Source organism: Bradyrhizobium sp. CCGB20 (assembly GCF_024199855.1).
Lineage (GTDB): Bacteria > Pseudomonadota > Alphaproteobacteria > Rhizobiales > Xanthobacteraceae > Bradyrhizobium.
The window spans coordinates 1241687-1266072 of record NZ_JANADN010000001.1 but is presented as its reverse complement, the minus strand read 5'-3'; the positions used below and the strand labels follow the sequence as shown (position 1 = coordinate 1266072).

Sequence of the window (24386 nt, the reverse complement as noted above, 5' to 3'; positions counted from 1 at the left end):
TAGGGCCGCAATCTATCGCTGCATGCGATGGAGTCGAGTGGCCATCGCAAATCGGGTGATCACTTATCGGGCGATCACGAAATCAAATCGGCCTTCATCAATATGCGGATGGATTTCGGGATCGGCTGGGCGCGGCCGCCGCTGATGAAGGCGACGCGTACCTCGGCTTTCACCAGCACATCCGCGCCGCGGCGCACTTCCTGGGCCAGCATGATGGAGGCGCCCTTCACCGCGACCGGCCAGGTCACGACGTCGAGCACGTCGTCCATCCGCGCGGGTTTCAAAAAATCCAGATGCATCGAGCGCACCACGAAGGCGAAGCTGGCGTCTTCCGCCTCGGCCTGTTCGAACAGCGCCTGCTGCTCGGCCCCCATGAGCCGCAGATGGTTGGTCCGTCCGCGCTCCATGAAGCGCAGATAATTGGCGTGATAGACGATGCCGGAAAAGTCCGTGTCCTCGTAATAGACACGGACCTGCATGTGGTGGCGGCCGTCGCGGATCTCGCCGTCGAGATGAGCTGTCACGTCGCGAGCCTCTTCGCTTGTCGGTAACCAGCCCGTTTTGCGCAAAAACGGCCGGTCGCGCAAGCGCGGCTACACCACCAATGGTCCCCGCCCCAGCGTCACCTCGACGATCTCCGGCGGCACGCCGAAGCGGACGGGCATGATGCTGCAACCGAGGCCGCCCGAAACGATGAGGTCGCATTTCAGCCGGAAATGACCGTAGGCGAGCCTGATGCCGTGCTTCGGCGAAACCGCCGGCGACCAGCCAAGCAAGCGGATCTGGCCGCCATGGGTGTGGCCGGACAGTTGCAGCGCGACGCGCGCGGGCACGCGCAGCGCGACATCGGGCTCGTGCGCGAGCAGGATCACCGGCGCGTCGTCGGTGACCTTTGCCAGCGTGCCCGCAAGATCGTCGGCGCCGAACCGTTGCACGCGGCCAAAGCGTTTCGCCGGAAAATAGGCGAGCTGATCGCCGAGGCCGGCAAGCCAGAAGGAACGGCCGTCCTTGGTTAACCGCACGGCGTCGTTCTCGTAGACAGGGATGCCGGCCGCCTCCAGTGCGCGATGGGCAACGGTCGGCCCGTGGCCGGCCTGCTGCACGGTCCTGTCGTCCCAATAATCGTGATTGCCCATGACCGCATGGACGCCCAGCGGCGCCTTGAGGCCGGCCAGCACCCTGGCCCATTCGCTCGACGGAATGATGCGCGAGACCCGGTGAAGACCTGCGACATAGTCGCCGAGCAGCACGATGATGTCAGCTTTCAGCGCATTGGTGCGGTCGACGATGGACTCGATCCGCTCCAGCGACATCCAGGGATCGCAGGCATGGATGTCGGTAACGACGGCGATCTTCAGCGGAAAATCCGCCGGCCATTGCCGCGGGGTCGGATGATAGCGGGTGACGCGGAGCCGCAGCGGCTCGACGCCGACGCCATAGGCCGCGCTCGAGACGCCGAGCGCCGACAGGGCGCCGATGGAGCGGATGAGATGACGACGCGTGATCATGGAAGCTCGATCGTGATGCGGCCTGTTGATGCGGTTCGATTGAAGCGGAATTGGGGTCCGCTCGTGCAGACGGTCTGCATTCACGTGCAGAATTCTGCATAAAGGTTACCACCGGCTCTCGCCGACCAGTGCGTTCAGTCGCGCCTTCAATTCGTCGGGCGCGCGATGGTACCAGACGCCGCCAAGCAGGTCGCGAAAGCGGGCGTCGGCGCGCGCCTCGCGCTCGATGCGGTCGATCGTCCCGACGCTGATCACGTCTTCGAGGGGACCTGCGGCCAGCAGCGACAGCAGCACCGGATTGGACTCGATCTTCAGGATCTGAAGGATCAGGTCGATCATCCTGTCGGGATCGTCCTCGCGCAGGTCGCGCTCGAAATCCATGATCGCGAACAGGTTGTCGTCCTGGTCGCGTTCGGACCTGGAATATTGCTCGACCCAGGCGCGGGCGAGCTCGGCAACCGACATGCTGGCGCAATCGATCGGCTCACGAGGCGTCCGCTGCGCCAGATGGTCGGCATGCCATGCCTCGCTGTCGGCCAGTCCCGCTATGCGCGACATCAGGGGATCGTCTGGCCCGACATGCACACCGCCAAGCAGCCAGCGCAGCCGGTCATTGTGTCCGGCCTCCTGCTCGACGCGCGCCATCATCTCCGCGCCATGCGCGTAGAACAGCGCCAGCAGGAACTTGTCGTTGAGCTGCATCACCGTCGGCTTGTCGGCCTCGGTCCTCAGCACCTCCAGCACGAGATCGAGCGCTGCCTGCGGCCTACGATGCGGCAGATGATCGAAATAGAGTTTGATGGCCCAGATGCTGCCGACCTGGTCGCGGCGGCTGACCCGCTGAAGCGCACACCACATCGATGCCAGTTCGCCGAGCGGCATCGGATCCAGGAACGCCTCGGTCTCGTCGGGCGTGCGCAGCTGCGGCTCTGCCGCGATAGTCGCGAGCAATGTCGCGTCCGTCTGCCCGACGTCCGTCTGCCCCGTGTCTTCCTGCCCCAAGTCTTCCTGCCCCATGTCTTCCCACTCCAATGTCGTTTCGCTCCGGTCATCGTGCGCGCGCGGCGATCCCGATCGCCGCGCGTTCGCATTAGTGACGGAGTGAAACGCGTGGGTTCACCGACTGCTTCTGTCAGTCGTCCTCGGGCTCGTCCGAGCCGAACAGGCCGAACTGTGTCGCCGCATCGCGCGAGGGCTCGGCAATGCCGAGATGGCGGAAAGCGTGCGAGGTGAGCAGGCGGCCGCGCGGGGTGCGCTGGAGATAGCCGCACTGGATCAAATAGGGCTCGATGATGTCCTCGATCGCATCGCGCGGCTCGGACAAAGCGGCGGCCATCGTCTCGACGCCGACCGGACCGCCGCCGTAGTTCATCGCGATGGTCGTGAGATAGCGGCGATCCATGGCGTCGAGGCCGGCAGCGTCGACCTCGAGCGCGCTCAGTGCGTGGTCGGCAATCTTGCGGTCGATCGAGGCGGCATCGGCGGCGGAGGCGAAATCGCGCACGCGCCTGAGCAGGCGGCCGGCAATACGCGGCGTGCCGCGGGCGCGGCGCGCGATCTCGTTGGCGCCATCAGTGCTCATGCCGACATTGAGCACGCGCGCACCGCGGGTGACGATGCTCTCCAGCTCTTCGATGGTGTAGAAATTGAGCCGGACGGGAATGCCGAAACGGTCGCGCAAGGGATTGGTGAGCAGGCCCGCGCGCGTGGTGGCGCCGACCAGGGTGAATTTCGACAGCTCGATCTTCACCGAGCGCGCCGCCGGGCCTTCACCGATGATCAGGTCGAGCTGAAAATCCTCCATCGCGGGATAGAGCACCTCTTCCACCGCCGGACTGAGGCGATGGATCTCGTCGATGAAGAGCACGTCGCGCTCCTCGAGATTGGTGAGCAGGGCGGCGAGATCGCCGGCCTTGGCGATCACCGGGCCTGAGGTGGCGCGAAAGCCGACGCCGAGCTCCTTGGCCACGATCTGCGCCAGCGTGGTCTTGCCGAGGCCCGGCGGACCGACGAACAGCACATGATCCAGCGCCTCGCCGCGCTTGCGCGCCGCCTCGATGAAGATCGAGAGATTCTTGCGCGCCTGCTGCTGGCCGACGAAGTCGGACAACGATTGCGGTCGCAGCGCGGTGTCGCCGACATCGTCGCTGCGACGCTCGGGCGAGACCATGCGATTGGCCTTGGGGTCGCTCACTTGGCGAGCTCCTCGTAGGGTGGGCAAAGGCGCCCTTCGCGCCGTGCCCACCATGTCTCCGATCGCTCGAAGATGGTGGGCACGCTTCGCTTTGCCCACCCTACGAGACTGACGATTGCCGCGCTCACTTCGCGAGCTCCTTCAGGCCGAGGCGGATGAGCTGCGCCGTCTCGGCGCCTTCACCCGCGCTGCGCGAGGCTGATGCAATGGCCGCAGCCGCCTGCGGCTGGCCGTAGCCGAGATTGACCAGCGCGGAGATCGCATCCGCGACCGGGCGCGGCGCGCGCTGGTCGTCGACGGCGCCGGCGAGATGCACGACGGCGGGATCGACATTGGCGAAAGCCGGCGCCTTGTCCTTCAACTCGGTGACGATGCGCTCGGCGACCTTGGGGCCGACGCCGGGCGTGCGCGCCACCGCGGCCTTGTCGCGCAGCGCGATGGCGTTGGCGAGATCGGAAGGCGCCAGCGTGCCGAGCACGGCGAGCGCGACCTTGGCGCCGACACCCTGGACGGTCTGGAGCAGCCGAAACCATTCGCGCTCCTGGTCGGTGCGGAAGCCGAACAGCTTTATCGCGTCCTCGCGGACATAGGTCTCGATCGACAGCACGGCCGCTTCGCCGGGCGAGGGCAGATGCTGGAGCGTGCGCGTCGAGCAATGCACCTGATAGCCAACGCCGCCGACGTCGAGGATCACGAAATCCTCGCCGTAGGAATCGATCAGGCCCTTGAGCTTGCCGATCATAACCCCGCCACCTTCAGCCTGAGCGCGGTGCTCTGGCGGTGATGGGCGTGAGTGATGGCGATGGCGAGCGCGTCGGCAGCGTCGGCTGACGGCGGCTCGGCCTTGGGCAGCAATATCTTCAGCATCATCGCGATCTGGTGCTTGTCGGCGTGGCCGGCGCCGACCACCGTCTTCTTGACCTGGTTCGGCGCGTATTCGGCAACACTGATGCCGAACATCGCGGGCGCCAGCATGGCGACGCCGCGAGCCTGGCCGAGCTTCAGCGTCGCAACGCCGTCCTTGTTCACAAAAGTCTGCTCGACCGCGGCTTCCATCGGCTGGTGACCGGACAGGACGGCGGCGAGCCCTTCATGGATCGCGAGCAGCCGGCTCGCCAGCGGCAGATCGTCCGGCGGTTCCACCGACCCGCAGGCGACGTAGATCAAACGATTGCCCTCAGCCTCGATCACGCCCCAGCCGGTGCGGCGCAGGCCGGGGTCGATGCCGATGATGCGAACGGGGCCACGAATCGGGAGCGCAGTCATGGGCCAGTGATAGCGGCTGGCTGCCAGGAGCGAAACAGAAACAGAACGGAAGTAACAGGGGAAGTGGGGGCCCCGTGCCCCGGGCGCGGCGCAGCGCGAAGCGGTGCGTTGCAGAACCGGGGCCCACATCGCCGATGGCACACGATGCACCATGGGTCCCGGCTCTGCGCAGCAGCGTTTCACGCTGGAGCGCGTCCGGGACACGCGCTGCCCTACCCGCCCATCTTCGCGACCAGCGCGTCGGACACCTCGAAATTGGCGTAGACGTTCTGGACGTCGTCGTGCTCGTTGAGCAAATCCATCAGCTTCAAAAGCTTCTCGCCGGTCTCGTCGTCGACCGCGACCGTGTTCTGCGGCTTCCAGATCAGAGCGGCCTTGCGCGGCTCGCCGAACTTGGCTTCCAGCGCCTTGGCGACGTCGCGATAACCTTCGGTCGAGGCGTAGATCTCGTGGCCGCCTTCGCTCGAGATCACGTCGTCGGCGCCGGCCTCGATCGCGGCATCCAGCACGGCGTCGTCTGAGGCGACGCTGCGGTCGTATTCGATGATGCCGGTGCGGTCGAACATGAAGGAGACCGAGCCGGTTTCGCCGAGATTGCCGCCCGACTTGGTGAAGAAGGAGCGGATGTCGGAGGCGGCGCGGTTGCGGTTGTCGGTCAGCGCTTCGACGATGACGGCGACGCCGCCGGGGCCGTAACCCTCGTAGCGGATCTCGTCATAGTTCTCGCCCTCATTGCCGAGCGCCTTCTTGACCGCGCGCTCGATATTGTCCTTCGGCATGTTCTCCTGGCGCGCCGCGATGATGGCCGCGCGCAGGCGCGGGTTCATGTTGGGATCGGGCGTCCCCAGCTTGGCCGCGACGGTGATTTCCCGCGCCAGCTTGCCGAACAGCTTCGACTTCTGCGCATCCTGCCGCCCCTTGCGGTGCATGATGTTCTTGAATTGGGAATGTCCGGCCATGCGTGGTCTCTCGGGGTCTCTTGGAATCGTCCGCCAACGAGGATGGGAAGCGCGGCGTTATAGGCCGCCCACCCACCGGAATGAAAGGGGCTCTACGACTTTAAGGTAATACCGTAGTCCAGGTGCCCGGAAGTCAGGCACTGTTAACCCTGATTTCATTCCGGCTTGCGAAAATAGCGTCCGCCCGTCCCCCGACAAGAGTGACCTGATGGCGTTCGCATTATTTCGGAAGCGTCTGCCGGATACGGCCGCGCCCGTGGCACCCCCACAGGCTGCGCAGTCGCCGGCCGATCCCGCGCTCGCCCCGGCCGCCGAGGGCGATTCCGCCAGGGAAATCCTGGAACTGTTGGAACTCGAGCTCGGCGCCATGATCCGCCAGCTCGAGCGCGCCGCCAATTCGGTGGCCGGCGGCGCGGAGGCCACCGCGGCAACGCTCGCAGATATTCGTGAGCGCACCGACGCCCTCACGGGCCGCACCAACGCCGCGCAATCGACCGCCTCCACCTTTGCCCATGCCGCCGACAAGTTCACCCAGTCCGCGCAAGGCATCGGCGCGCAGGTGCGCGAGGCCGGCAAGCTTGCCGACGAAGCCAGCGCCGCGGCGCAGGAAGCCCGCGCCAATGTCGACCGCCTGCGCGAGTCCTCCGCCGCCATCGGCAATGTGGTCAATCTGATCGCGCAGATCGCGCGGCAGACGACGCTCCTCGCACTCAACTCGACCATCGAGGCCGCACGTGCAGGTGCGGCCGGCAAGGGCTTTGCGGTCGTCGCGACCGAAGTGAAGGCGCTCGCGGTGCAGACGCAAGGAGCCACCGAAGAGATCACCCGGAAGATCGACGCGCTCCAGCGCGACGCCGCCGGGTCGGCCGATGCCGTCCACCGCATCTCGCAGGCGATCGAGGCGATCCGCCCGGTGTTCGACACCGTCAACGGCGCGGTCGCCGAGCAGAACGCGACCACGAACGAGGTGTCCGGCAACGCGACGAGCGCGTCGGAATTCATCATCTCGGTCAGCGAGAGCGCGGCCGAGATCGATGCCGCGACCAAGGCCGCCGAGACCCACGGCGAGAACGTCGCCAGCGCCGGCAAGGCCGTCACCACCTTCGCGCAGAAGCTGAAATCGCGCTGCGCGGTGCTGCTCCGCCAGAGCGAGCACGACGACCGCCGCAAGACCGAGCGGCTGCCCTGTCATCTCAAGCTCGAAACCGCGCGTGGCGTGCTGCCGGTCTATGAAATCTCGATGGACGGCGTGCTGATCGGCGGCGCGGATGCGGCGAAGCTGGCCACACAGGCTGTCATCGACGGCACGCTCGAAGACGTCGGCGCCTGCCGCCTGCGCGTGATCGAGCAGTCCAAGGCCGGCGCCCGCGCACAGTTCGTCGGCCCCAATGCCGCTCTGGCTGAGAAGATCGAAGACAGGCTCTGGTCGATCCACGAGGAGAACACCGAGTTCGTCACCCGCGCCATGGAGGCGGGCACCGCGCTGACCCGGATCTTCGAGCAGGCGGTCACGCGCGGCGAGGTCAGGATCGACGACCTCTTCGACACCGACTATGCGGAGATCGCCGGCACCAATCCGCAACAATACCGCACGAAATATCTGGACTGGGCCGACCGCGCGCTGCCGCCGTTCCAGGAAGCCTTTCTCGCCAAGGAACCGCGCATGGCATTCTGCGCCATGGTCGACCGCAATGGCTTCCTGCCGGTGCACAACAAGATCTATTCGCATCCGCAGCGGCCGGGCGACGCTGCATGGAACACCGCCAACTGCCGCAACCGGCGCATCTTCAACGATCCGGCGGGGTTGGCGGCCGCGCGCAACCTGCGCTCGTATCTGGTCCAGAGCTATGCGCGGGACATGGGCAACGGCAACACCGTGATGATGCGCGAGATCGACGTTCCGATCCGCGTGCAGGGGCGGCACTGGGGTGGATTTCGCACGGCCTACAAGCTGTAGTGCACGCTCAGGCAAGACGCCGACGCGCGAATCACCTTCTTGAATAAAATTGGAATGGGAATGCCGCGGTGAGCCGATCAACGGCTCCGCTTGGAGGAAGCCCGTACATGTCCCTTGCCCAGCTCGCAGTCATGGACACCGGATCCAACCGGACGCTTGCCGAACGGCTGATCGACCAGCTCGCCGACCGCATCGGCGGTCTCGGGGTCGAGCTTGCCGACATCGCCGGCAACGTCCAGGAAGTCGCAAACCGCGTCGTCAACCAGTCCGAACGGTTCCATCACCTCCAGAAGACGGCCGAGACGATGGTCTCGGCCAATCACGACATCGCCAATGCGTCACAGGCGGTGCAATCGACCGCTTCAGCGGCGGTCGGCGAGATCGCGCAGTCGCGCGGCGCGGTCGACACCGCGGTCAGCCACATCTCCGAGCTCGTCGCAGCCGTGGAGCGGATCGAGGGGCGCCTGAGCGCCGTCGGCTCGGCGCTGGCGCAGGTGGCAAAAGTGTCCGGCTCGATCGAGGCGATCGCGAAGCAGACCAATTTGCTCGCGCTCAACGCCACCATCGAAGCCGCGCGCGCCGGCAATGCCGGCCGCGGCTTCGCGGTGGTCGCAAGCGAGGTCAAGAACCTCGCGGAGGCCACCCGCCAGGCCACGCATCAGATTTCCGACACCGTGCGCGATCTCGACGGCCAGATCGAAGGCCTGATCGGCGAGAGCAGCGACGCCTCGCAACGTGCCAAGACGGCCGGCGAAGGCGCCCAGCAGATCTCCGGCATCATCTCGCGGGTGCAGCAGGGCTTCGCCTCCGTGGAAGCCGAGATCGACAGCGTCACGCGCGCCGCGACCTCCAATCTCGGCCATTGCGACACGGTCATCAGCGAGCTCAACGAGCTCGCCAAGGGCGTCGACCTGTCCTCGCACGATCTCAGGAATGCCGATCAGCGCGTGACAAAACTGCTCGACACCTCCGAAGCGCTGATCGCAATGATCGCCGACAGCGGCGTGGAGACATCGGACGCGCCGCTGATCCGCGCCGTCGTCGAGACCGCAAAGCGGATCTCGGACGAGTTCGAGGCCGCCATCGACCGCGGCGAGATCACGCTCGACCAGCTCATGGACGAGAACTACCGGGAAATCCCCGGCACCGATCCCAAGCAGTACAAGACCAACTACGTCGAATTCACCGACCGCGTGCTGCCCGCCATCCAGGACCCGGTCCAGAAGTCCGATTCCCGCATCGTGTTCTGCGTCGCCTGGGCCAAGGGGGGCTATCTGCCGACCCACAACCCGAACTACCGCCTGCCGCAGGGCAAGGACCCCGTCTGGAATAATGCCAATTGCCGCAACCGCCGCCTGTTCAGCGACCGCGCGGTGAAGAAGGTCGCGGCCAACACCAAGCCGTTCCTGCTCCAGACCTATCGCCGCGACATGGGCGGCGGGCAGTTCGTGCTGATGAAGGACCTGTCCTCGCCGATCGTGATCCGCGGCAGGCACTGGGGCGCCTTCCGGATGGGCTTCCGGCAGAGCTGACGACCGGCACGACCGTGCTCCTGGGTCGCTGAATCAAAAAACCTGGAAAACAACCCCATGCACAGTAGCCGGGGCGTGCGGAATCAACGGCTTACGCCGACAGGCCACGACGCGGTTTGACCCGTCGGGCAAAACAGGCGCATAATGCTATTATTCCGAAATGGCATTGTCTCCCTCTCCGGCAAGATGGAGCTATCGCGGCTGAATTCCTGGCGGCGGCCTGAGCAAGCGCCTCGTCCTTCGAGACGACCGCTTTCAGCGGTCTCCTCAGGATGAGGCTGAGCGGCAGCTTTGCCTGTCGAAATTGCTTTCACACATTCCGTCCTCATCCTGAGGGCCCGCCACAGGCGGGCGTCTCGAAGGATGGCCGCAAGCAGGGACACGCCGCCGCCTGACTTTCGCAATCGCACGAGTTTCGTCTTCGCACGATTTTGCGCGTTCGCACGGTCATGCGCGCCGATCGACGGCGCGCGCGACGAAAATGCGTCAAAACATGACGCTTATCATATCAATTAGCCCAAAACCTCTGCAGCGATCGCCGCACAAATTCGTGAACGTCATGGCGTCACGCGCCGCTCGCGCAAATATGCATTGCCGGAAATTTCGATGCTTCATCGTTTCGCATCGTTATGATTATGGTCGCGCGCAAATTCGCCGACTTGATCGCCGCAAGCGATCGTCGAGCAAGGGGATGCATATGGCAACTGTTCTCACCATCAACGGCGAAACGAAATCCTTCGACGCGCCACCCGAGATGCCGCTGCTGTGGGTGCTGCGCGACATCCTGGGGATGACCGGCACGAAATTCGGCTGCGGCATCGCGCAATGCGGCGCCTGTACCGTGCATGTCGACGGCAAGGCGGTGCGCTCCTGCGTGCTGCCGGTCAGCGCGGTCGAGAACCGCGCCATCACCACCATCGAGGCCGTCGGCAATACGCCGTCGGGCGCGAAAGTGCAGAAGGCCTGGCTCGATCTCGAAGTGATCCAGTGCGGCTACTGCCAGTCCGGCCAGATCATGGCGGCCGCCGCGCTGCTGGCCGCAACGTCCCATCCTGACGATGCCGACATCGACGCTGCGATGGCCGGCAACATCTGCCGCTGCGGCACCTATGTGCGTATCCGCGAGGCCATCAAGCAGGCCGCCAACGGCCGTCAGTCGTGAGGTCCGCCATGATCGCAGGCAAGACTCTTCCCGCCGTCTCCCGCCGCTCGCTGCTGACCGGCGGCCTCGCCACCGGCTTCCTGCTTGCCTTCCATCTGCCGCTGCGCGCCGCCGTCAACGAGCCGGTGCAGCCTCCCGATTCGACCGACGGCAAGTTCGCGCCCAACGCCTTCATCCGCATCGACGAGACCGGGCGCACGGTCCTGATGATGCCGCAGGTCGAGATGGGCCAGGGCACCTACACCTCGATCTCCGCCGTGCTCGCCGAGGAGTTAGATGCCGACTGGAGCAAGGTCGAGGTCCAGCACGCGCCGCCGAACGACAAGCTCTACGGCAACCCGACCTTCGGTCTGCAGGTCACCGGCAATTCCAATTCGATCCGCGCCTGGTGGTTGCCGCTGCGCAAGGCCGGCGCCACTGCGCGCGCGATGCTGGTGCAGGCGGCGGCCAGCCAATGGGGCGTCGAACCGGCAAGCTGCACGGCCGCGAAGGGCGAGGTCGCGCATGCCGCGAGCGGCCGCAAGCTCGGCTATGGCGCGCTGGCGCTCGCAGCCCAGGGCCAGACGCCGCCGAAGGATGTCGCGGTCAAGGACCCCAAGGACTTCGTCATCATCGGCCAGCCCCTGAAGCGGCTCGACACACCCGACAAGGTCAACGGCAAGGCCGTCTACGGCATCGACGCGATCCTGCCCGGCATGAAGTTCGCCACCGTCGCCGCCTGCCCCGTGTTCGGCGGCAAGGTCGGCAAGGTCGACGACAGCGCCGCGGTGAAGCTCCCCGGCGTGCGCAAGGTCGTCGTGCTCGACGACATGGTCGCCGTGATCGGCGATCACATGTGGGCGGCGAAGAAGGGTCTCGAAGCGCTCAAGATCGAGTGGAACGAGGGACCGAACGCTCAGATCACCACCAAGGATGTCTGGGACGATCTGCGCAAGGCCAGCGCGAAGGACGGCGCGGTCGCGAAATCCGACGGCGATATCGCCAAGGCGCTTGCGAGCGGCGACAAGTTCGAGGCGGCCTACGAGCTGCCGTTCCTGGCGCACGCGTCGATGGAGCCGATCAACGCCACCGTCCACGTCAAGCCGGACTCCTGCGAGATCTGGACCGGCACGCAGATCATGACCCGCGTGCAGTCGGAGGCGGCGAAGGCCGCGGGCCTTCCGGTCGACAGGGTGATCGTCAACAACCATCTGCTCGGCGGCGGCTTCGGCCGCAAGCTCGAGCCGGACATGGTGATCGCGGCGGTGAAGATCGCCAAGCAGGTCGACTATCCCGTCAAGGTGGTGTGGACCCGGGAAGAAGACATCCAGCACGACGTCTATCGTCCGGTCTATCGCGACCAGATCTCGGCATCGCTGGTCGACGGCAAGGTCGCAGGCTGGAAGTACAAGGTGGCCGGTTCCGCCGTGCTGGCGCGGTGGCTGCCGCCGGCGTTCCAGAAAGGCATCGACATCGACGCGGTCGACGCCGCCGTCGATGCGCCCTACGACTTTGCCAACTTCCATGTCGAATATGTTCGGGCCGAACCGCTGTCGATACCGACCGGCTTCTGGCGCGGCGTCGGCCCGAACAACAACGTATTCGCGGTCGAATGCGCGATGGACGAGCTCGCGCGCAAGGCCGGCAAGGACCCGATCGAATTCCGCCGCTCTATGCTGACCAAGAACCCGCGCATGCTCGCGGTGCTCAACCAGGTCGCCGAAAAGTCCGGCTGGGGTCAGCCGCTGCCGGCGCGCGCCGGCCGCGGCATCTGCGTGCAGCCGTCTTTCGCGAGCTTCATCGCGACCGTGGTCGAAGCCGAGATCGACGATTTCGGCGAGATCACGCTCCGCCGCATCACCTCGGTGGTCGACACCGGCATCGCGGTCAATCCGGATACGGTGAAGGCGCAGATCGAGGGCGGCCTCATCTTCGGTCTCACCGCCGCGCTCTATGGCGAGATCACCATCGACAAGGGCCGCGTGCAGCAATCGAACTTCCACGACTACCGCATGATGCGCATCAACGAGACGCCGAAGGTCGAGGTCATCGTGGTCAAGAGCGGCGAGGCCCCCGGCGGCATCGGCGAAGCCGGCGTCAATGCCGGCCCGCCGGCACTGCGCAACGCGATTTACGCCGCAACCGGCGTGGCGCTGCGACGCCTGCCGATCGATCGGAAACTGCTGGCTGCGGGGAAGAAGGCATGAGCGGCAAGATGCGAATCCTCACAAGCCTGGTCGTGATCGCCATCGTGGTGGCGGGGCTCGGCGTCTGGATCATCCGCGGCCCCGGCCCGCTCGACTTCGCGGGCGGCACCAAGGTGGCCCTGGCGGATTACCGCGCGGGCAAGCCGACCGGCGTGCCCGCCAAGCTGGAAAAGGCTGGCATGGTCGAGCGCGGCGAATATCTCGCCAAGGCGGCCGACTGCATGGTCTGCCACACCAAGCCCGGCGAGAAGGAGTATTCCGGCGGGCTCGGCTTCAAGCTGCCGTTCGGCACGCTCTATTCGACCAACATCACGCCGGACAAGGACACCGGCATCGGCAATTACAGCGACCAGGATTTCCTCAACGCGGTCCAGCGCGGCATGCGTCATGACGGCGCGCGGCTCTATCCGGCGATGCCGTACACGTCCTACACCTACATGACCGACGAGGACGTGCTGGCGGTGAAGGCCTATCTGTTCAGCCTGCCGGCGGTGCGCGCGAAGGCGCCCGACAACACGCTGTCGTTCCCGTTCAACCAGCGCTGGGCGATGATTGTCTGGTCCGCCGTGTTCAATCCGGACACGCGCTTTACGCCTGACACCTCGAAGAGCCCGGAGTGGAATCGTGGCGCGTATCTCGCCGAAGCGCTGGCGCATTGCGGCGAGTGCCACACGCCGCGCAATCCCGGCTTCGCGCTTGATAACCGCAAGAAGTTCGCCGGCGCGATCACGGCCGGCTGGCGCGCCTTCAACATCTCCTCCGACAAGGCCACCGGTCTCGGCAATTGGAGCGATCAGGACCTGATCTCGTATCTGTCGCTCGGCCACGCACCGGGCCACGGCTCGGCCTCGGGCCCGATGGGTGAAGCGGTCGACCACAGCTTCAGCAAGTTCGCGCCCGAAGACATCCGCGCCGTCGTTGCCTATTTGCGCAGCGTGCCGCCGGTGCCCTCGCCCGACTTGCCGGCCACCACGGCGCCCGTCGCGCCCGCCTCCCACAAGGACGGCATCACGGCGGATGCGCGCGGCAAGAAGGTATTCGCCAGCGCCTGCGCCAGTTGCCACGGCTGGAGCGGCGAGAGCCCGGTCTCGCCGATGGCGACGCTGACCGGTACCTGGGCCGTCAACGATCCCGCCGCCACCAACGTCGCGCAGATCGTCCTCTCGGGCACCAAGCGCCACACGCCCGACGGCGCGCTGTCGATGCCGGCGTTCGGCAGCGCCTACACCGACGACGAGATCGCAGCGGTGGCGAACTACGTCACGGCACGGTTCGGGACGAAGGGCTCGAAGCTCACGGCGAAGGATGTGGCTGAGCTGCGCGAGCAGACGGCGGACTAGGTATCGCCGGCGTCGGCCTCCGTGAGATTGATGCGCAATCGCGCGCGTCAATCTCCGCTGTCGTCCCGGGGCGCGCCTAGCGCGAGCCCGGGACCCATAACCACAGGATTAGGTTTGGCGAAGACTCGTGGTCACCGGCGTCGCGCCACACTCCTCCCTGGGGTTATGGGTCCCCGCGTTCGCGGGGACGACACCAAGGGTGTGGCGCCGCTTCAACCAACCAAAACATAAGCGCGGACGCCTCATGCGCCCGCGCCGACGCATCCCCTCACGTAATCGCGATCGGGCAGCCGTTGCTTCCCGTGGCGCCCTTGATCGGGGCCGGGGTGAAACTATAGACGAACTGGTATTTCTTGTCGGCGATCAGCTCGTCGAAGATCAGGTTCTCGTGGTTGTGGATGCCGTTCTTGGTTTGCAGCTCGGCGTGGACAACGAAGGCGAGCGTCTTGTCGGGATTGGGCACCACCTCGACGGCCCAGGTGTCGGCCCCCGTGAGCGCGAGATCCTTCTCGACGATCCATTTGGCAGCGTCGAGGCCGATGCCCGGCTCTCCGCTGTTGAAGCGATCATTGTTCTTCATCCAGAGCGAGCCCCAGCCGGTGTGGAACATGATCGCGTCGCCGGGCTTGATGTCGCTCTCGGGGATGTTCTGCTTCGCCAGCCCCGCCTTGATGTCGGCTGAGGTGATCTCCTGCCCCGCATCCATCATGCCGCCCTTGAGGGCGACCATGTCGATCAGATCCGCGCGGGTGAAGATCGGCTTGAGCTTCTCGATGCCGAGCTTCTTCAGGCCGTAGGCGTCGCTGATCTCGGCCGCTGTGAAGCCGTTGTAGAATCGCATCTCGCTCTTGTCGCCCTCCTTGCCCATCTGGATTCCGATGTGACCAAGACCGTCGAACTGCGTGCCGGTCTGGCCGATCTCGGTCGCAAGAAACTCGTCGTGATACACGAGCTTGTTGTCGCCGAACGGGCCGCCGGTCGGGCTGCCGGGAATGCGCAGCGCGAACACACGCGCGCCGAACAGCGGCATCGCGGCCTCGTAGACGCGACCGATCTTGTAGATCTTGCCGTCCTTGATCCATTTCGCCGCGTCGAGGACCTTCGCCGGGGTCATGTGGTTGGATGCGCCGGACTCGTCATCCTTGCCCCATTTCGAGGGCCACCATGGCTTGTCGACGTTCTTGGGCATGGAGGTGGCAGTCTGCGCCTGGGCCTGGCTGATCGGCGCGAGCGAGAACTTGCCGTGCATCGAGCCGGCGAGCGCCGCGCCAGCGACGCCGGCGATGCCCGCGGTGCGGAGCAAGGTCCGGCGGTCGGTCGTGGCGCCGCTGGCATCTTGATCTACGTCGTTGATCTCATTAGACATTGCACCCTCCCTGGTTGTGGTCAGAACAAGATCTGACTCTAAAATTGTTTCGGGTACCCTCCTCCTCCGCTACGCTGTTGTCCAGCGACAAAATTAAGACTGATGGCGCGAGAGCTTCCCATGAGCCTTTTCGAAAGTGACAAATCCGCGCAGCGACTTCCGGTCTCGCTGATCACCGGCTTTCTCGGCAGCGGCAAGACGACATTGCTCAATCGCCTGCTGCGCCACGACGACATGAAGGACAGCGCCGTCATCATCAACGAGTATGGCGAGGTCAGTCTCGATCATCTTCTGGTCGAGCGCGTCGATGGCGAGGTCGCCGTGCTCGCAAGCGGCTGCATCTGCTGCACCATCCGCAGCGATCTGGAGCAGACGCTGCGAGATCTTCTGGTGAAGCGGGACCGCGGCGAGATTCCGCCGTTCCGCCGTATCCTGGTCGAGACCACCGGTCTCGCCGACCCTGCGCCGATCGTGCAGCTGCTGCTCAACAATCCCCTCGTCTCGCACTTCCTGCGGCTCGACACGGTCGTGACCACGGTCGATGCGGTCAATGCACAGCATCAGCTCGATCGGCAATATGAGGCGGTGAAGCAGGTGGCGTTGGCCGACCGGCTGTTGATCACCAAGAGCGATCTGGTCGAGAGCATCGCGGCGCTGGAGCAGCGCCTGCGGCGGCTCAATCCCGGCGCCAGAATCGAAAGCGTCAGTCACGGCGAGATCGATCCTGCGCAGCTATTCGGCGCCAGCCTGATCGATCCCGAATTGAAAAGGATAGACGTCGAGCGCTGGCTCAACGAGCGGGCCTTCGCGGAATCACATGCGCACGCCGGTCATTCGCATCATGATCATCACGCGCACCATGACCATGGCCATCATGATCACGATGCGTCGATCGCCAGCTTCATGCTGGCGTTCGACGAGCCGCTCGACTGGATGGCCGTGACGCACTGGCTTGCGTATCTGCGCAACGCGCGCGGCGCTGATCTCTTGCGGGTGAAAGGGATCCTCAATCTTCACGGCGAGGCTGCGCCGGTCGTGATCCACGGCGTTCACCACGTCTTCCATCCGCCGGTGGCGCTGGCTGCCTGGCCCGACAGCGATCGCCGCTCGCGCATCGTGTTCATCACACGCGGCATCGCGCGTGCGGACGTGCTCGAGCTCTGGCAGGCGGTCCGCGCGGCGGCGTGAGGTGTCTCCCTCCGCGACCGCCGTATCGTAGGGTGGGCAAAGCGAAGCGTGCCCACCACCTTTAACGATCGAGAAAGATCGTGGGCACGGCGCAAGTGCGCCTTTGCCCACCCTACGATTCCGAAGGTGAGGCGCGGCCGCTCAGCTCAACCAGAACCTGGGCGTTGCCGGCTCCAGCCTGCCGCCCACGCGCACTGGCGCAATCTTCAGTGCGAGCCCGGTCGCATCGTCCGTCTCGACCGCAACGCCGCTGAGCGTCGCCACACCCGCCGCCGGCTCGAAGCGGCCCGACGGAATTCCCGACGTGAACCTGCGCAGCGGCTCTTCCTTCTGCATGCCGATGATGGAGTCGTAATCGCCGGTCATGCCGGCATCGGTCATGTAGGCGGTGCCGCCGGTGAGGATCTGGTGGTCGGCGGTCGGCACGTGGGTGTGCGTGCCGACGACAAGGCTGGCGCGGCCGTCGCAGAAGAAGCCGATGCCTTGCTTCTCGCTGGTCGCCTCGCAATGGAAATCGACGACGATGGCGTCGGCGGCAACGCCGAGCGGGCAGGCGCCGAGCTCGCGCTCCAGTGCCGCAAAGGGATCGTCGAACGGGGTCATGAAGACGCGGCCCAAAGCATTGACGACGAGCGCATGCTTGCCGTTCTTGGTCTCGACCAGCGCGGCGCCGCGGCCGGGCGTGCCGCGCGGATAATTCGCGGGCCGCACCAGACGCTCGGCGCGCTCGATGAACACCAGGGCTTCACGCTGGTCCCAGGAGTGATTGCCGAGCGTCACCGCGTCGGCCCCGGCATCGATAAACTCCTGATAGATCGCTTCCGTGATGCCGAAGCCGCCGGCGGAATTCTCGCCGTTGACGACGACGAGATCGAGCGACCAGTCCTTGACCATGCCGGGCAGATATTCGGCGATGGCGTTGCGGCCGCTACGGCCGACGACATCACCCACGAAGAGAATGCGCAACTTCAGAACTCCGGAAATCGAACACGTCCGATTCCGTTAGCACATAATCCAGCGCCACGTCGTGGGATAGTGCCGGAACCGCCTTGATCTCCTGCGCTGCAAAAGCCAGCCCGATGCCGACGATCTGCTTGGCCTTGCGCAGATGAGCGAAGGTGTGGTCGTAGTGCCCCGCGCCATAGCCGATGCGATGGCCGAGACGATCAAAGGCCGCGAGCGGCGTCAGCATGATGTCCGGAATGACTTCGCTTGCTGCCGGCGACGGCTCGGGAATGCCGAGCGGACCGAGCATCAGGCGGTCGTTCGGGTGGAAGATGCGAAAGATCAGCGACTGGCCACGCGCGGTGACGCAGGGCAGCGCGAGCTTTGCGCCCTCCTCAAAGAGCTTCTTCATCAGCGGCAGCGGATCGATCTCGCTGCGGATCGGGGAATAGCCGGAGACGATGCTGCCGGGCACGAGGTCGAACGGCAGCCCGCGCTTGGCGAGCTTCGTTGCGGCGGCGGTGCGCTTCTTCTCGCTGAGCGCGTCGCGCGCCGCGAGGGCTTTGGCACGGAGCTCGGCTTTCGAATTCGACATGCGCTTTGGTCCCCCACGTCACCACCCGTCTTGTGCGCCCTTGCGCACTGGGGCGGGTGATCCAGCATTCCAGAGGCGGTGGTGATTCACACAAGGGCCGCGGCGTACTGGATGCCCCGGTCCTCCGTGCGCAATTGCGCACTCGGCGGGGCATGACACCTGTTGAATTGGCCGCAGTCGTTTCAACAAGCACAAACCAAGTAGACAAAAGTGCGAAGCCGCGGACGCCGTTGAAGCACTCGATCCCGGAGTTCCCTACGAAAGTAGGTGGGCACCATATGTCCGAGCCCACGGGCCCGGCCAGGGACAGTTCCCTAAAGGATCGATAAGGCCCCGGGGATATATGGCTCCTGACGCACGTCGCAGCCTCGCCGGGGCAATCTAACAACGATACTGACGAATCGCCAGTGGCGCGAAGCTCTTATGCGGCCATCCTTCGAGACGCCCGCTTTGCGGGCTCCTCAGGATGAGGACTGAGTGCCTAGCAGCAATTTTTACGGGCAAAGCTGCCGATCAGCCTCATCCTGAGGAGACCGCGGAGCGGTCGTCTCGAAGGACGAGGCGCTGGCTCAGGCGCCGCCAAGCTCGTACGCGATAGCTTCCTCCGCGAGCGGGGGAGCGAGCGCACCGCCCGCGTGGCAGCAGTCCCTAGCCGATCGCGATGCCGTTGCCGACCGTCCGGTTCAGGACCTGGGTCGACTTCTCGATGCGCTCGGCCGCGGCGTTCAGCGCGTTCACCACCGCGGTCTGGGTCAGCCGGGCGCGCTCGACGGCGGCATTGCGGAAATCCCTGAGCTCGGTCAGCTCCTGCTCCATGGTGCGGACGCGGTTGCCGACATCGACCAGCTCGTCGCAGACGGTCAGCGCCGCCATCACGGTGAGGCGCGCATCGCCGATCTCGCCGAATTTTCCGCGCAGCGACTGGATCCGCGTCTCCAGGCTTTCGGCGAGCTTCAGCAGCCGCACCTCCTGGCCCTCCTCGCAGGCCATGCGGTATTGCCGGCCGTTGATGGTGACGTTGATGTGGCTCATCCGTCCTCTCCGGTATCGAGCACCGAGCGTATCGTGACGATCGCGGAATCCAGCCGATCGGAGATCTCGCGATTGGTGCGCTCGAGCTTGCGCGCCTTCACCAGCGCGCCGTCGAGCTCGTCGGCGAGCCGCGAACGATCCGCGCCCAGCGCCTGGATTCGCGCCGCGAGTTCGTTCTCGTCGCGGTCGGCATCGCGCCGTCGCTCCACCGCGCTTTCGAGCGAGTCGAGCGCCGCCATGAGTCTGCGGGTCGCGATCTCGATCTCGACGGCGGATGACTCCGTCATGGCAGAGCTGTTGGACACGCGATCGTTCATGCAGTCAGCGGCGGAACCTGTGGCCTACCCAGTGGCCTTTACCCTGGAGCTTGCCGTCCGGCAAAAGACTCGGTTCGGCAAGCGGTTAGAAGCAGAAATTTACGTGGCAAGCTAGCGAAGCGCAACGCCGCCGCGAAACTATGCACTGCTAAGCAACTTTTACGGCCAAACCGACGTTTGATTGCCTTGGACTCCCGGAACCGAGGTGCTATCCCAGCCCGACCTTTCCGTGGCCGCCAGGCTCCCCGCGCGGCCCGCACCACCCGCCAAGCGCCTCATTTCAGACGGATTTCAGACATGACGCAAGTCGACCACACCCGTATGGCCAACGCGATCCGTGGCCTCTCGATGGACGCTGTCGAGAAGGCGAAATCGGGCCATCCCGGCCTGCCGATGGGCGCCGCCGACATCGCCACGGTGCTGTTCACGCAATTCCTGAAATACGACGCTGCCGCAATTGATTGGCCGGACCGCGACCGCTTCGTGCTCTCGGCCGGTCACGGCTCGATGCTGCTCTATTCGCTGCTGTACCTGACCGGCAATGCCGGCATGACGCTGGACCAGATCAAGCAGTTCCGGCAGCTCGGCGGCTTGACCCCGGGCCACCCCGAGAACTTCCACACCAAGGGCATCGAGACCACCACCGGCCCGCTCGGCCAGGGCATCTCGACCGCGGTCGGCATGGCGCTCGCCGAGAAGATGCTCGCCGCCGAGTTCGGCAAGAAGATCGTCGATCACCACACCTATGTGCTCGCCTCCGACGGCGACCTGATGGAAGGCGTGTCGCAGGAAGCGATCGCGATGGCCGGTCACTGGAAGCTCGGCAAGCTGATCGTGCTCTATGACGACAACGGCATCTCGATCGACGGACCGACCTCGATTGCGGATTCGGTCGACCAGGTGAAGCGCTTCAAGTCCGCCGGCTGGGCCGCCGAGAAGATCGACGGCCACGACCAGGCCGCGATCGCCGCTGCGATCACCCGCGCGCAAAAGTCCAACAAGCCGACGCTGATCGCCTGCCGCACCACCATCGGCTTCGGCGCGCCGCACAAGGCCGGCACCGCGAAGGCGCATGGCGAGGCGCTCGGCGCCGACGAGCTCAAGGCCGCCAAGGAAAATCTCGGCATCTCGCTCGAGCCGTTCTCGGTGCCGGACGACGTGCTGAAGGCCTGGCGCGAAGCCGGCAGCCGCGGCGCGGCGGCACGACAGGAATGGGAGGGCCGGCTCGGCGAGCTCGGCAGCCGCAAGCGCGCCGAGTTCGAGCGTCGTCTGCGTCATGAGCGTCCCGCTTCGCTCGCCAAGGCGGTGCGTGCGTACAAGAAGGAGCTGCTGGAAAAGCCGATGACCGCGGCCACCCGCAAATCCTCGGAAGCCGTGATCGAAGTCATCGCCGGCGCGATGCCGATGGAATTCCTCGCCGGCTCCGCCGACCTCACCGGCTCCAACAACAACAAGGCGAAGTCGGCGACCGCGTTCTCGGCCAAGACGCCGAAGGGCCGCTTCATCCATTACGGCATCCGTGAGCACGGCATGGCGGCGGCGATGAACGGCATCTTCCTGCACGGCGGCTTCGCGCCGAACGGCGCGACCTTCCTGGTGTTCACTGACTACGCGCGTCCTGCGATGCGCCTTGCCGCGCTGATGGGCGCCGGCGTCGTCTACGTGATGACGCACGATTCCATCGGCCTCGGCGAGGACGGCCCGACCCACCAGCCGGTCGAGCATCTCGCGGCACTTCGCGCCATTCCGAACATGCGCGTGTTCCGTCCCTGCGATTCCATCGAGGTCGCCGAGTGCTGGGAGCTCGCGCTCAACCGCATCGACGGCCCGACGGTGCTGGCCCTGACGCGGCAGAACCTGCCGCAGCTCCGCACCAATGCACCGAACGACAATCCCTGCGCGGCCGGCGCCTACGAGCTGGTCGCAGCCCAGGGCGAAGCCAGGGCGACGCTGTTCGCTTCCGGTTCCGAGGTCGAGATCGCGGTTGCCGCCCAGAAGCAGCTCGCCGAGCGCGGCATCGCGTCACGGGTGGTCTCGGTGCCCTCGCTCGAGCTTTTGTTAGCGCAACCAGAAGCCAAGCGTGCCGAGATCATCGGCAACGCGCCGGTGAAGGTCGCGATCGAAGCCGCCGTGCGCTGGGGCTGGGACGCCGTGATCGGCCAGGATGGCGAATTCGTCGGCATGCATTCGTTCGGTGCGAGCGCGCCGGCGAAGGATCTTTACAAGCATTTCGGCATTACCGCCGAGGCTGCGGTTAACGCTGTGCTGAAGCGCGTTAGCTGAGAGTTGAGCTTGCCAAAAAAAAGGACTACGTAATCTCTCATATGATCAAGCACCGCCCGGCCGAACCGGGCGTCCGCCCCTAAAAAACCCTCGCAAGCGCGTAGAGCGCGTTGTGCGGGAAGATTAGGCGTTATCGATCACGTCATTGAACGGTCATAAGGAGATGAAACATGGCAGTCCGCGTCGGAATTAACGGTTTTGGCCGCATCGGCCGCAACGTGCTGCGTGCTATCGCCGAGTCCGGCCGCAAGGACATCGAGGTCGTCGGCATCAACGATCTCGGCCCGGTCGAGACCAACGCCCATCTCCTCCGCTTCGATAGCGTCCATGGCCGCTTCCCCGGCACCGTCACCGTCGACGGCGACTCGATCAACCTCGGCGGCGGCAAGATCAAGGTGACCGCCGAGCGCGATCCCTCGAAGCTGCCCTGGAAGGATCTCGGCGTCGACATCGCGCTGGAATGCACCGGCATCTTCACCTCGAAGGACAAGGCCTCCGCGCACCTGACCGCCGGCGCCAAGCGCGTTCTGGTTTCCGCGCCCGCCGACGGCGCCGACGCCACCATCGTCTACGGCGTCAACCACGAGACGCTGACCAAGGATCATCTGGTCGTCTCCAACGGCTCCTGCACCACCAACTGCCTTGCGCCGGTTGCCAAGGTGCTGAACGACCTCGTCGGCATCGAGACCGGCTTCATGACCACGATCCACGCCTATACCGGCGACCAGCCGACGCTCGACACCATGCACAAGGATCTCTACCGCGGCCGCGCGGCTGCGATGTCGATGATCCCGACCTCGACCGGTGCCGCCAAGGCGATCGGCCTCGTGCTGCCCGAGCTGAAGGGCAAGCTCGACGGCGTCGCGATCCGCGTGCCGACCCCGAACGTCTCGGTCGTCGACCTCAAGATCGTCGCCAAGCGCGCCACCGACGCCAAGGAAATCAACGCCGCGATGAAGCGTGCGTCCGAGCAGCAGCTCAAGGGCATCCTCGGCTACACCACCGCACCGAACGTCTCGATCGACTTCAACCACGATCCGCACTCCTCGACCTTCCACGAGGACCAGACCAAGGTGCAGAACGGCACGCTGGTGCGCGTGATGTCCTGGTACGACAACGAGTGGGGCTTCTCGAACCGCATGGCGGACACCGCCGTCGCGATCGCGAAGGTGATCTAAGGATCATCTGGACGTTCTAGTTGCACCGTCATTCCGGGATGGTCCGAAGGACCAGCCCCGGAATCTCGAGATTCTCAGGTGCGCAACTGCGCACCAGAGTTCGCGCTACGCGCGCCCCGGAATGACTGTCCCAGAAGTTGAGACCATCCGATGACCAACAAATTCCGCACCCTCGACGACGTCGACGTGAAGGGCAAACGCGTGCTGCTGCGCGTCGATCTCAACGTGCCCATGGAGAACGGGCGCGTCAGCGACGCCACCCGGCTCGAGCGCGTCGCGCCGACCATCACCGAAATCTCGGACAAGGGCGGCAAGGTCATCCTGCTCGCGCATTTCGGCCGGCCGAAGGGACGCGACCCCAAGGAGTCGCTCAAGCCGGTTGCCGAAGCGCTGTCGAAGGTCGTGAACAAGCCCGTCGCCTTCGCCGACGACTGCGTCGGCGAGCCCGCGGCCACGGCCGTGGCGGCGCTGAAGGATGGCGACATCCTGTGCCTGGAAAATACCCGCTTCCACAAGGAAGAGGAAAAGAACGATCCCGCCTTCGTCGCGGAATTGGCGAAGCTCGGCGACATCTGGGTCAATGACGCCTTCTCGGCCGCGCACCGCGCCCATGCCACGACCGAAGGCCTCGGCCACAAGCTGCCGGCCTATGCCGGGCGCACCATGCAGGCCGAGCTCGTCGCGCTGGAGAAGGCGCTGGGTTCGCCGACCAAACCCGTCATCGCGATCATCGGCGGCGCAAAGGTCTCGACCAAGATCGACCTGCTCGAAAACCTCGTCAACAAGGTCGATGCGCTGGTGATCGGCGGCGGCATGGCCAACACCTTCCTGCACGCCCAGGGCGTCGCGGTCGGCAAGTCGCTCGCCGAGAAGGATCTCGCCGCCACCGCGCTCCGCATCATGGAAAAGGCGGAAGCCGCCAATTGCGCGATCATCCTGCCGGTCGACGCCACGGTCGCCTATCACTTCGCCGCCAATGCGCCCTCGCATGCCTACGGGCTCGATGCGATCCCGGCCGACGGCATGATCCTCGACGTCGGCCCGCAGTCGATCGCGCGGGTCCATGCCGCCATCGATGACGCAGCCACCCTGGTCTGGAATGGACCGCTCGGTGCTTTCGAGATGCAGCCGTTTGACCGCGGCACGGTCGCGGCCGCCAAGCACGCTGCCGAGCGCACCAAGGCCAAGAAACTGATCTCGATCGCGGGCGGCGGCGACACCGTTGCGGCCCTCAACCAGGCCCATGTGGCCGGTCAGTTCACCTATGTTTCGACCGCCGGTGGCGCATTTCTTGAATGGATGGAAGGCAAGCCCCTGCCCGGCGTCGAAGTTCTGCGCATCAAGTAATTAGTCGGCAAGAAGAGAAGCAAGCGGCCCT

The 24386-nt window shown here is 65.4% G+C and carries 22 protein-coding genes and 1 other RNA gene; 10 read left to right on the top strand and 13 right to left on the bottom strand.

Annotated elements, in window-relative coordinates:
* Positions 1 to 74: 74 nt before the first annotated feature.
* The 7 genes from ybgC to NLM15_RS05835 form a co-directional block, all read right to left on the bottom strand.
* On the bottom strand, positions 75 to 524 hold the full coding sequence (gene ybgC, locus NLM15_RS05865) for a tol-pal system-associated acyl-CoA thioesterase (protein WP_254116092.1): 450 nt from the start codon (positions 522 to 524) through the stop codon (positions 75 to 77).
* A 69-nt stretch (positions 525 to 593) separates the two neighbouring features.
* Positions 594 to 1508: a metallophosphoesterase gene (locus NLM15_RS05860; protein WP_254116091.1), complete on the bottom strand. Its 915-nt coding sequence runs from the start codon at positions 1506 to 1508 to the stop codon at positions 594 to 596.
* A gap of 105 nt (positions 1509 to 1613) precedes the next feature.
* A complete protein-coding gene (locus NLM15_RS05855) occupies positions 1614 to 2525 on the bottom strand; it encodes a DUF6869 domain-containing protein (RefSeq protein WP_254116090.1) in 912 nt (303 codons plus the stop codon).
* A 115-nt stretch (positions 2526 to 2640) separates the two neighbouring features.
* The gene (gene ruvB / locus NLM15_RS05850) at positions 2641 to 3678 is read right to left on the bottom strand and encodes a Holliday junction branch migration DNA helicase RuvB (RefSeq protein ID WP_254124155.1); all 1038 of its coding nucleotides are present in this window, start codon (positions 3676 to 3678) and stop codon (positions 2641 to 2643) included.
* 148 nt (positions 3679 to 3826) lie between these two features.
* Positions 3827 to 4444 (bottom strand): Holliday junction branch migration protein RuvA, encoded by a 618-nt coding sequence (gene ruvA, locus NLM15_RS05845; protein ID WP_254116089.1) that lies wholly within the window; start codon positions 4442 to 4444, stop codon positions 3827 to 3829.
* Positions 4441 to 4968 (bottom strand): crossover junction endodeoxyribonuclease RuvC, encoded by a 528-nt coding sequence (gene ruvC / locus NLM15_RS05840; protein WP_254116088.1) that lies wholly within the window; start codon positions 4966 to 4968, stop codon positions 4441 to 4443. The genes ruvA and ruvC overlap by 4 nt, the downstream gene beginning before the upstream one ends.
* Positions 4969 to 5180: 212 nt before the next feature.
* The gene (locus NLM15_RS05835; protein WP_254116087.1) at positions 5181 to 5927 is read right to left on the bottom strand and encodes a YebC/PmpR family DNA-binding transcriptional regulator; all 747 of its coding nucleotides are present in this window, start codon (positions 5925 to 5927) and stop codon (positions 5181 to 5183) included.
* 208 nt (positions 5928 to 6135) lie between these two features.
* Here NLM15_RS05835 and NLM15_RS05830 point away from each other — a divergent pair, with 208 nt between their 5' ends.
* From NLM15_RS05830 to NLM15_RS05810, 5 genes are all read left to right on the top strand, one after another.
* Entirely contained in the window at positions 6136 to 7884 is a 1749-nt protein-coding gene (locus tag NLM15_RS05830; protein WP_254116086.1) for a methyl-accepting chemotaxis protein, read from the top strand.
* A 107-nt stretch (positions 7885 to 7991) separates the two neighbouring features.
* Positions 7992 to 9416, top strand: a complete 1425-nt coding sequence (locus tag NLM15_RS05825) for a methyl-accepting chemotaxis protein (protein WP_254116085.1) — start codon at positions 7992 to 7994, stop codon at positions 9414 to 9416.
* Between the two features lie 697 nt (positions 9417 to 10113).
* Positions 10114 to 10578 carry a (2Fe-2S)-binding protein gene (locus NLM15_RS05820; RefSeq protein ID WP_254116084.1) on the top strand — a complete coding sequence of 155 codons (465 nt, stop codon included), beginning with the start codon at positions 10114 to 10116 and terminating at the stop codon, positions 10576 to 10578.
* Between the two features lie 8 nt (positions 10579 to 10586).
* Positions 10587 to 12764: a xanthine dehydrogenase family protein molybdopterin-binding subunit gene (locus NLM15_RS05815; RefSeq protein ID WP_254116083.1), complete on the top strand. Its 2178-nt coding sequence runs from the start codon at positions 10587 to 10589 to the stop codon at positions 12762 to 12764.
* Complete coding sequence (locus NLM15_RS05810) at positions 12761 to 14104, top strand: c-type cytochrome (RefSeq protein ID WP_254116082.1); 1344 nt, start codon at positions 12761 to 12763, stop codon at positions 14102 to 14104. The genes NLM15_RS05815 and NLM15_RS05810 overlap by 4 nt, the downstream gene beginning before the upstream one ends.
* A gap of 268 nt (positions 14105 to 14372) precedes the next feature.
* On the opposite strand, the gene NLM15_RS05805 is transcribed toward NLM15_RS05810, so the two are convergent.
* Positions 14373 to 15470, bottom strand: a complete 1098-nt coding sequence (locus tag NLM15_RS05805) for a cyclase family protein (protein ID WP_254116081.1) — start codon at positions 15468 to 15470, stop codon at positions 14373 to 14375.
* A gap of 120 nt (positions 15471 to 15590) precedes the next feature.
* Between NLM15_RS05805 and NLM15_RS05800 the strand changes: the two genes are divergently transcribed.
* Positions 15591 to 16658: a GTP-binding protein gene (locus NLM15_RS05800; RefSeq protein ID WP_254116080.1), complete on the top strand. Its 1068-nt coding sequence runs from the start codon at positions 15591 to 15593 to the stop codon at positions 16656 to 16658.
* Between the two features lie 141 nt (positions 16659 to 16799).
* On the opposite strand, the gene NLM15_RS05795 is transcribed toward NLM15_RS05800, so the two are convergent.
* The 5 genes from NLM15_RS05795 to NLM15_RS05775 all read right to left on the bottom strand — a co-directional run bounded on the left by NLM15_RS05795 (position 16800) and on the right by NLM15_RS05775 (position 19547).
* Positions 16800 to 17624: a TIGR00282 family metallophosphoesterase gene (locus NLM15_RS05795; protein ID WP_254116079.1), complete on the bottom strand. Its 825-nt coding sequence runs from the start codon at positions 17622 to 17624 to the stop codon at positions 16800 to 16802.
* Positions 17602 to 18198, bottom strand: coding sequence for a 5-formyltetrahydrofolate cyclo-ligase (locus NLM15_RS05790; RefSeq protein ID WP_254116078.1), 597 nt, complete (start codon positions 18196 to 18198; stop codon positions 17602 to 17604). Before NLM15_RS05790 ends, NLM15_RS05795 begins: the two co-directional genes overlap by 23 nt.
* A 211-nt stretch (positions 18199 to 18409) precedes the next feature.
* Positions 18410 to 18570: non-coding RNA, 6S RNA (gene ssrS, locus NLM15_RS05785), on the bottom strand.
* 276 nt (positions 18571 to 18846) lie between these two features.
* Positions 18847 to 19230 (bottom strand): cell division protein ZapA, encoded by a 384-nt coding sequence (locus NLM15_RS05780; RefSeq protein WP_254116077.1) that lies wholly within the window; start codon positions 19228 to 19230, stop codon positions 18847 to 18849.
* The gene (locus NLM15_RS05775; protein WP_063694167.1) at positions 19227 to 19547 is read right to left on the bottom strand and encodes a DUF4164 domain-containing protein; all 321 of its coding nucleotides are present in this window, start codon (positions 19545 to 19547) and stop codon (positions 19227 to 19229) included. Before NLM15_RS05775 ends, NLM15_RS05780 begins: the two co-directional genes overlap by 4 nt.
* Between NLM15_RS05775 and NLM15_RS05770 the strand changes: the two genes are divergently transcribed.
* From NLM15_RS05770 to NLM15_RS05755, 4 genes are all read left to right on the top strand, one after another.
* Positions 19516 to 19662: a hypothetical protein gene (locus NLM15_RS05770; protein ID WP_254116076.1), complete on the top strand. Its 147-nt coding sequence runs from the start codon at positions 19516 to 19518 to the stop codon at positions 19660 to 19662. The two genes, NLM15_RS05775 and NLM15_RS05770, sit on opposite strands and share 32 nt — an antisense overlap.
* 182 nt (positions 19663 to 19844) lie before the next feature.
* Positions 19845 to 21830, top strand: a complete 1986-nt coding sequence (tkt, locus tag NLM15_RS05765; protein ID WP_254116075.1) for a transketolase — start codon at positions 19845 to 19847, stop codon at positions 21828 to 21830.
* Positions 21831 to 22000: 170 nt separating this feature from the next.
* The gene (gene gap / locus NLM15_RS05760) at positions 22001 to 23008 is read left to right on the top strand and encodes a type I glyceraldehyde-3-phosphate dehydrogenase (RefSeq protein WP_254116074.1); all 1008 of its coding nucleotides are present in this window, start codon (positions 22001 to 22003) and stop codon (positions 23006 to 23008) included.
* 150 nt (positions 23009 to 23158) lie between these two features.
* The gene (locus NLM15_RS05755) at positions 23159 to 24355 is read left to right on the top strand and encodes a phosphoglycerate kinase (protein WP_254116073.1); all 1197 of its coding nucleotides are present in this window, start codon (positions 23159 to 23161) and stop codon (positions 24353 to 24355) included.
* Positions 24356 to 24386: the final 31 nt, after the last annotated feature.

Bases quoted from the DNA above. Each gene is read 5' to 3' on its own strand.
- NLM15_RS05825 (WP_254116085.1), top strand. From the start codon at position 7,992: ATGTCCCTTGCCCAGCTCGCAGTCATGGACACCGGATCCAACCGGACG.
- gap (WP_254116074.1), top strand. From the start codon at position 22,001: ATGGCAGTCCGCGTCGGAATTAACGGTTTTGGCCGCATCGGCCGCAAC.
- NLM15_RS05810 (WP_254116082.1), top strand. From the start codon at position 12,761: ATGAGCGGCAAGATGCGAATCCTCACAAGCCTGGTCGTGATCGCCATC.
- NLM15_RS05855 (WP_254116090.1), bottom strand. From the start codon at position 2,525: ATGGGGCAGGAAGACTTGGGGCAGGAAGACACGGGGCAGACGGACGTC.
- NLM15_RS05780 (WP_254116077.1), bottom strand. From the start codon at position 19,230: ATGAGCCACATCAACGTCACCATCAACGGCCGGCAATACCGCATGGCC.
- NLM15_RS05790 (WP_254116078.1), bottom strand. From the start codon at position 18,198: ATGTCGAATTCGAAAGCCGAGCTCCGTGCCAAAGCCCTCGCGGCGCGC.
- NLM15_RS05775 (WP_063694167.1), bottom strand. From the start codon at position 19,547: ATGAACGATCGCGTGTCCAACAGCTCTGCCATGACGGAGTCATCCGCC.
- tkt (WP_254116075.1), top strand. From the start codon at position 19,845: ATGACGCAAGTCGACCACACCCGTATGGCCAACGCGATCCGTGGCCTC.
- ruvC (WP_254116088.1), bottom strand. From the start codon at position 4,968: ATGACTGCGCTCCCGATTCGTGGCCCCGTTCGCATCATCGGCATCGAC.
- NLM15_RS05755 (WP_254116073.1), top strand. From the start codon at position 23,159: ATGACCAACAAATTCCGCACCCTCGACGACGTCGACGTGAAGGGCAAA.
- ruvA (WP_254116089.1), bottom strand. From the start codon at position 4,444: ATGATCGGCAAGCTCAAGGGCCTGATCGATTCCTACGGCGAGGATTTC.
- NLM15_RS05815 (WP_254116083.1), top strand. From the start codon at position 10,587: ATGATCGCAGGCAAGACTCTTCCCGCCGTCTCCCGCCGCTCGCTGCTG.
- NLM15_RS05830 (WP_254116086.1), top strand. From the start codon at position 6,136: ATGGCGTTCGCATTATTTCGGAAGCGTCTGCCGGATACGGCCGCGCCC.
- NLM15_RS05800 (WP_254116080.1), top strand. From the start codon at position 15,591: ATGAGCCTTTTCGAAAGTGACAAATCCGCGCAGCGACTTCCGGTCTCG.
- ruvB (WP_254124155.1), bottom strand. From the start codon at position 3,678: ATGGTCTCGCCCGAGCGTCGCAGCGACGATGTCGGCGACACCGCGCTG.
- NLM15_RS05770 (WP_254116076.1), top strand. From the start codon at position 19,516: ATGGCAGAGCTGTTGGACACGCGATCGTTCATGCAGTCAGCGGCGGAA.
- NLM15_RS05860 (WP_254116091.1), bottom strand. From the start codon at position 1,508: ATGATCACGCGTCGTCATCTCATCCGCTCCATCGGCGCCCTGTCGGCG.
- NLM15_RS05820 (WP_254116084.1), top strand. From the start codon at position 10,114: ATGGCAACTGTTCTCACCATCAACGGCGAAACGAAATCCTTCGACGCG.
- NLM15_RS05835 (WP_254116087.1), bottom strand. From the start codon at position 5,927: ATGGCCGGACATTCCCAATTCAAGAACATCATGCACCGCAAGGGGCGG.
- NLM15_RS05805 (WP_254116081.1), bottom strand. From the start codon at position 15,470: ATGTCTAATGAGATCAACGACGTAGATCAAGATGCCAGCGGCGCCACG.